The organism is Mesobacillus sp. (assembly GCF_049588175.1).
In the GTDB taxonomy this organism is placed as follows: Bacteria; Bacillota; Bacilli; order Bacillales; family Cytobacillaceae; genus Mesobacillus.
The window spans coordinates 1-5,465 of sequence record NZ_JBAVFI010000629.1 but is presented as its reverse complement, the minus strand read 5'-3'; the positions used below and the strand labels follow the sequence as shown (position 1 = coordinate 5,465).

The following is a 5,465-nucleotide window of genomic DNA, read 5'->3' as shown; positions in this document are numbered from 1 at the left end:
GCTAACACCGTGTCGCAAGGCTCCAACGGAGTTCATTCGGGGTTGTTGCCTGGCTGAAAACCTGCCTTCTCGCGGTTCGTCTTATGCCTGTCGGGGCTGACCGAGACGCTTCAGCTTTTCTATAGGCATTCACACATTTTTTCCAGTCTCATACGATATCGTAAGTTAAAAATCAGCCCATTTATTAGGAGGCATTGTTATGAAAAATTGGTTAAAAGCCGGTTTTGCTTTATTGATGATTGCTGTACTTATTATACCTCTGGCGGCTTGCGGTAAAGACAAGGTACAGACAGTCAAGGTTGCAGAAGTAACACGTTCAATTTTTTACGCTCCTCAATATGTTGCCCTTGAAAAGGGATTTTTTGAGGATGAAGGTTTAAAGGTTGAGCTGACTACGACATGGGGCGGCGACAAGACGATGACAGCAGTCCTTTCAAACGCAGCAGATGTGGCCCTTGTAGGCTCTGAGACATCAATTTATGTTTATGCCCAAGGCTCTAATGACCCCGTCATCAATTTTGCTCAATTGACACAGACAGACGGCACATTCCTCGTTTCCAGAAACAAAATCGATAACTTCTCATGGGATCAGCTAAAAGGAACTACCTTCCTTGGCCAGCGTACTGGCGGAATGCCACAGATGGTAGGAGAATTCGTTCTTAAAAAGCATGGAATTGACCCAAAAGCAGACCTGGATTTAATTCAGAACATCGATTTCGCCAATATTCCTAATGCATTTGCATCCGGCACTGGGGATTTTGTTCAGTTGTTTGAGCCAACTGCAAGCATGTTTGAAAAAGAAGGCAAAGGTCATATTGTTGCTTCATTCGGAACGGAGTCCGGCCATGTTCCTTATACCACATTTATGGCAAAGCAAAGCTATATGAAGAAAAACCCTGAAACAATCGAGAAGTTCACTCGTGCCATTTACAAGGCTCAGCAATGGGTAGAGACTCACAGCGCTAAAGAAACAGCTGAAACTATCCAGTCTTATTTTAAAGATACAGATCTTGGTTTAATCGAAACAGTAGTCGAAAGGTATAAGAGCCAAGGATCGTTCGCAACAGATCCAATTCTTGATGAAGAAGAATGGAATAATCTGCAGGACATCATGGATGAAGCAGGAGAACTTCCTAAGGAAGTCGACCACAAAACTCTAGTGAATACAGAAGTCGCAGGTAAAGTCATGAAATAACACAGGAGGTTGCAGCCCAATGGACTTTTTGACATTAAGAGGAATCCATCACACATATTTCACAAAAACTTCTGCTGTCACTGCATTAAATAATATTTCACTCGATGTCCAGGAAGGGGAATTTGTCTCCTTCCTGGGTCCGAGCGGCTGCGGCAAAACAACGCTGCTCTCGATCATTGCAGGGCTTATTGAACCGACAGATGGTCAAATCGCACTCGAAGGAAAATCAGTTAAGGATGCTGCTGATAAAACAGGCTATATGTTGCAGCAGGATTATTTGTTTCCTTGGAAGACGATCGAAGAAAACATCTTTCTCGGCTTGAAAATAAGCGGCACATTGAATGAATCCAGGAAGATAGAGGTCAGGAACCTGCTGGGGCAAATGGGATTAGGCAATGTCGAATCCCTCTATCCTAAACAGCTTTCAGGCGGAATGCGCCAGCGTGTGGCCCTAATCAGGACACTAGCCACGGAGCCAAAGCTGCTCATGCTTGACGAACCTTTTTCCGCATTGGATTACCAAACAAAACTAAAGCTAGAGGATCTGGTCGCAACTACTTTCAAAGCATTTGAGAAAACTGCAATCCTTGTTACTCATGATATTGGGGAAGCGATCGCGATGAGCGACAGAATCTTTCTATTCTCACCTCGGCCAGGCAGATTGCACAAAACATTCATCATACCAGAAGCGTTGCGCACTCTTAGGCCGTTTGAAGCAAGGAACCACCCTTTATACAATGAATTATTCCAGGTGATATGGAAGGAGTTGGAGTCCCTTGAACCAGAAGAATACTGAACTCCTCCACCAGCAGTATTTAAAAGATTTACGGCGCGAAAAAAATATTGTGCGAATTTATCAGCTTTTAATATTTGTAGCTTTTTTCACACTCTGGGAAGCGGCAAGCCAGTTTAAGTGGATTGACCCGCTCCTGTTCAGTGCCCCATCAAAAATCTGGAACTTGCTTATCGTGAAAACACTGGATGGATCTTTAGCAGTAAACATTGGGGTCACACTCGCAGAAACTGTTCTGGGCTTTATCCTTGGAACGCTAATGGGTACTGTTCTTGCAGCCCTTTTATGGTGGTCACCGATTCTTTCAAAAATTTTGGATCCATATCTGGTCGTTCTCAACTCAATGCCCAAAGTAGCACTGGGCCCGATATTAATCGTAGCCCTTGGCACTAACTTAACCTCCATCGTGGCAATGGGTGCGATCATCTCAATCATTATTACCACCATTGTAGTTTATACTGCATTTAAAGAAGTCGATCCCAATTACTTGAAAGTATTGCAGACCTTCGGAGCAACGAGAATACAATGCTTCCGAGAAGCGATCCTGCCTGCCTCGTTCCCGACCATCATTTCAACTCTGAAGGTCAACGTCGGACTTTCATGGGTAGGGGTCATTGTCGGAGAATTCCTGGTCTCCGCTCGTGGGCTTGGATATATGATTATTTACGGCTTCCAGGTTTTCAATTTCACGTTAGTATTCCTGTCTCTATTCGTCATAGCCGTATTTGCAACACTTATGTATCAGCTTGTCGAGCTGCTGGAAAAGAGGCTTATTAAAAATAATCAGTAACTAAACAACCGGGCAGTTATGTCCGGTTTCGTTAGTTGGTATTAAAAATAAACTGTTGATTCCCGCTCCAATCAACAGGTGCTGAAAATCAACATTGATATTAAAAAAGGTACCCTTTGCTCAAGCACAGCCCTTATACCTTATATCAAATCATACTTCTCCTCTAAAAACTCGAGGCTCCTTTTTACCACATTATCTTTCATAATAAAACTGTACTCATCCTTCATCCTTTCAGTGAGCAGATCTCCGTTTACCAGGACTGGTCCTGCTGTTTCAAGGTAATCGTCTTGAAGGATAAGTTCTTTCACTTCGCCATAGAAAATCCGCTTTACAAAAGATCCAGCTGCATCGGCTACCTTGTATTCCCCAATGCTGACAAGATTACCTAATATGCCTCCTGTTTCCTCGATAACCTCACGGCGGGCCGCATCTTCAAGGGTTTCTCCTTCCTCTACTTTTCCGCCTGGAAACTCAAGCCCTCTAATGCTGTGCCTGGTCAGCAGCCATGCACCGTTATATCTGCAAATGACAAGGATATGTCTAGGTCTTTTATCAAAGACGTTATCCTGGAAAGCAAGGGTGACTCCTGCTCCATTCACATCAGTAAAGTTCTCCATTTGTAATCTCTCCCGACAATAACATGTCTATATTATAAGGAATAATTCCCGGCGAGTGAAACAAAATGAATAAACCGCAGGCTATTACCTGCGGCCACCTGAGCTTCTATTCTTCGGATAGGATTCCCATGCTTTCTATATGCTTCTTTGCTTCTTCGTCCCCGAGCTTGTAGATCATTCCATATGCTTGAACCAGTAGCCGGTCCAAAGCATCATTTTCTCTGTCATAATGATATTGAACATATGGCACATGTGATCTCAGGAAATCCTGCCATCCAGTCGAATAGCTTTGTTCAAAAATCTCTCTTAACCCTGTTATTTCTTCATCACTAGCTTCAATTTTAAAATTCCATGGAGAGGCAGTCGATACGCTCGAAATTTCACCTTCACTAATATTTATATAGTACGTTTTTTTGCCTTCTGTCATGTGGCTCACCTCATGGATATCGTTCCCTGTCTGCATATTTGTTTATACTGAATAACTTTAAAATTATTTATTTTTTCAGTCCGCTGATTACTTTTCAAGCTGGAATTATGTTAAAATGAAAACCAAATACAGAGATAGATGAAGGATTGACCCTCAGGAAAATACTTCAATTTTAAGGCATATTTTTTCCTATTGAGGGTATTTAATAATATAAGACACAAATGGTTAGGAACGAAAGAATGAGAGGTGAAATGAATTGAAACTTATTGATGAGCTATACGAGCTATATCGCAACAAATTGACCGGTGATGAAGAGGATATTGATATGCTGGCTTTTGCTTTTCTTGAGGAAATGAGCCGCGAAGACTTGTTAAAAATTATACAGGACCTCGATAAGCAGGAGCTTTATGATTTGATGGGCCTTTATTTAATCGAGAGCTTAAAAGGAAAGTTTGCTCAGGATGATTTCGGGGCTCGCTCAGTCAACTCATATCCCTCACGCAATATTCATTGACCTTATCTTGTAATAGACCATACATAAGCAGCCGGCTCCCAGCCGGTTTTTTTTATGCTTTTTTAACTTACATGCTGATTGTGACTCTAAATACTTATCTTCGGCTTAAGATTAAAAATGGGCTTTTACACAGGTGTTTCAGAAAAACGCACAAAAAAACTGGCCATTTGGCCAGTTTTTTTTATCCAAGATAAGCCTTGAACATCCACATATGCTTACGAAGGCTCTTTTTAACTTCTGTCAGCATGTCGGCTGTAGCTGCGTCCTCTTCCTGTTCAGCAACTTCGATGCCCTGCTGAAGTTCATCCACTAGTTTCGAGAAATCGTCATGCAATTGGCTGACCATGTCTTCTTCCTTTTCATTCCCTTTTGCTTCTTTGATTGTAGCCATTTCCAGACATTCTTTAAGAGTTGCCACAGGCTTTCCTTCAAGAGCAAGAATTCTTTCAGCAAACTCATCTATGATCATGCCTGCTTCATTATATAACTCTTCAAATTTCACATGCAGCGTAAAGAAGTGACGTCCTTTCACATACCAATGATAGTTGTGAATTTTAGTGTACAGGACTGTCCAGTTTGCTACTTGCTGATTAACTGCTTGAATAACATCTTTTTTCGCCATAATATTTCATCCTCCTCATGCTTGTATATTCCCCTGCCGCCACAATTAAAAACATAGAACCAGCAACTTTTTTCCTATGGCAGAAAAGAACATGCTACAATAATTTTGAAGCAAAGGAGGCCTTTTTATGTATACAGTTTTAATGATTTCTGTCATCATCGTCATCATCGTTTTGGTGTTAAGTGTTGTGACTACATCTAAAGCCTATCAATTTAAACATACCGTCGACCCTGTCGACTCAGTAGATCAAAACAGCAGCGATTCAGAAGCTTCCAAAGTGCCAGAAGATGAAACTGAAGGTGAAAAAAATTAGGCTCTGTTCGCCCAATGTTGTTTTTAAAACCTGTTGATTGTAGTGGAAGGCGCGTAGACTCCTGCGGGCTCAGCGCCAGCCCCGCGGAAAGCGAAGCGCCTGGAACGAAAATCAACATACTTGTTTAACAGAGCCAATAAATAAAAACCCCCTAATCAAAAAATTAGGGGGTCTCTCAATCTTATGCTTTTAAC

8 protein-coding genes are annotated in these 5,465 nt (G+C 41.9%); 5 read left to right on the top strand and 3 right to left on the bottom strand.

The annotated features are described in order from the left end of the window. Positions 1 to 199 precede the first annotated feature (199 nt). Genes WB217_RS15190 through WB217_RS15180 form a run of 3 tightly spaced genes read left to right on the top strand, consistent with a single transcriptional unit; the run spans position 200 to position 2,778 of the window. A complete protein-coding gene (locus WB217_RS15190) occupies positions 200 to 1,195 on the top strand; it encodes an ABC transporter substrate-binding protein (protein WP_423994079.1) in 996 nt (331 codons plus the stop codon). A gap of 19 nt (positions 1,196 to 1,214) precedes the next feature. Next, the gene (locus WB217_RS15185; protein WP_423994078.1) at positions 1,215 to 1,991 is read left to right on the top strand and encodes an ABC transporter ATP-binding protein; all 777 of its coding nucleotides are present in this window, start codon (positions 1,215 to 1,217) and stop codon (positions 1,989 to 1,991) included. Next, entirely contained in the window at positions 1,972 to 2,778 is an 807-nt protein-coding gene (locus WB217_RS15180) for an ABC transporter permease (RefSeq protein WP_423994077.1), read from the top strand. The genes WB217_RS15185 and WB217_RS15180 overlap by 20 nt, the downstream gene beginning before the upstream one ends. Positions 2,779 to 2,918: 140 nt before the next feature. On the opposite strand, the gene ytkD is transcribed toward WB217_RS15180, so the two are convergent. Together ytkD and WB217_RS15170 are read right to left on the bottom strand one after the other, a co-directional pair. Beyond that, positions 2,919 to 3,395, bottom strand: coding sequence for an RNA deprotection pyrophosphohydrolase (gene ytkD / locus WB217_RS15175; RefSeq protein ID WP_423994076.1), 477 nt, complete (start codon positions 3,393 to 3,395; stop codon positions 2,919 to 2,921). A gap of 106 nt (positions 3,396 to 3,501) precedes the next feature. Then, positions 3,502 to 3,822 carry a hydrolase gene (locus tag WB217_RS15170; protein ID WP_423994075.1) on the bottom strand — a complete coding sequence of 107 codons (321 nt, stop codon included), beginning with the start codon at positions 3,820 to 3,822 and terminating at the stop codon, positions 3,502 to 3,504. Between the two features lie 256 nt (positions 3,823 to 4,078). Here WB217_RS15170 and WB217_RS15165 point away from each other — a divergent pair, with 256 nt between their 5' ends. After that, the gene (locus WB217_RS15165) at positions 4,079 to 4,336 is read left to right on the top strand and encodes a DUF6154 family protein (protein WP_207500925.1); all 258 of its coding nucleotides are present in this window, start codon (positions 4,079 to 4,081) and stop codon (positions 4,334 to 4,336) included. Between the two features lie 181 nt (positions 4,337 to 4,517). On the opposite strand, the gene WB217_RS15160 is transcribed toward WB217_RS15165, so the two are convergent. Further along, a complete protein-coding gene (locus WB217_RS15160) occupies positions 4,518 to 4,958 on the bottom strand; it encodes a Dps family protein (RefSeq protein ID WP_423994074.1) in 441 nt (146 codons plus the stop codon). Between the two features lie 127 nt (positions 4,959 to 5,085). Here WB217_RS15160 and ytzI point away from each other — a divergent pair, with 127 nt between their 5' ends. After that, on the top strand, positions 5,086 to 5,271 hold the full coding sequence (ytzI, locus tag WB217_RS15155) for a YtzI protein (protein WP_423994073.1): 186 nt from the start codon (positions 5,086 to 5,088) through the stop codon (positions 5,269 to 5,271). Positions 5,272 to 5,465: the final 194 nt, after the last annotated feature.

Coding starts and splice junctions, on each gene's coding strand:
- WB217_RS15190 (WP_423994079.1), top strand. CDS start 200: ATGAAAAATTGGTTAAAAGCCGGTTTTGCTTTATTGATGATTGCTGTA.
- ytkD (WP_423994076.1), bottom strand. CDS start 3,395: ATGGAGAACTTTACTGATGTGAATGGAGCAGGAGTCACCCTTGCTTTC.
- ytzI (WP_423994073.1), top strand. CDS start 5,086: ATGTATACAGTTTTAATGATTTCTGTCATCATCGTCATCATCGTTTTG.
- WB217_RS15160 (WP_423994074.1), bottom strand. CDS start 4,958: ATGGCGAAAAAAGATGTTATTCAAGCAGTTAATCAGCAAGTAGCAAAC.
- WB217_RS15170 (WP_423994075.1), bottom strand. CDS start 3,822: ATGACAGAAGGCAAAAAAACGTACTATATAAATATTAGTGAAGGTGAA.
- WB217_RS15185 (WP_423994078.1), top strand. CDS start 1,215: ATGGACTTTTTGACATTAAGAGGAATCCATCACACATATTTCACAAAA.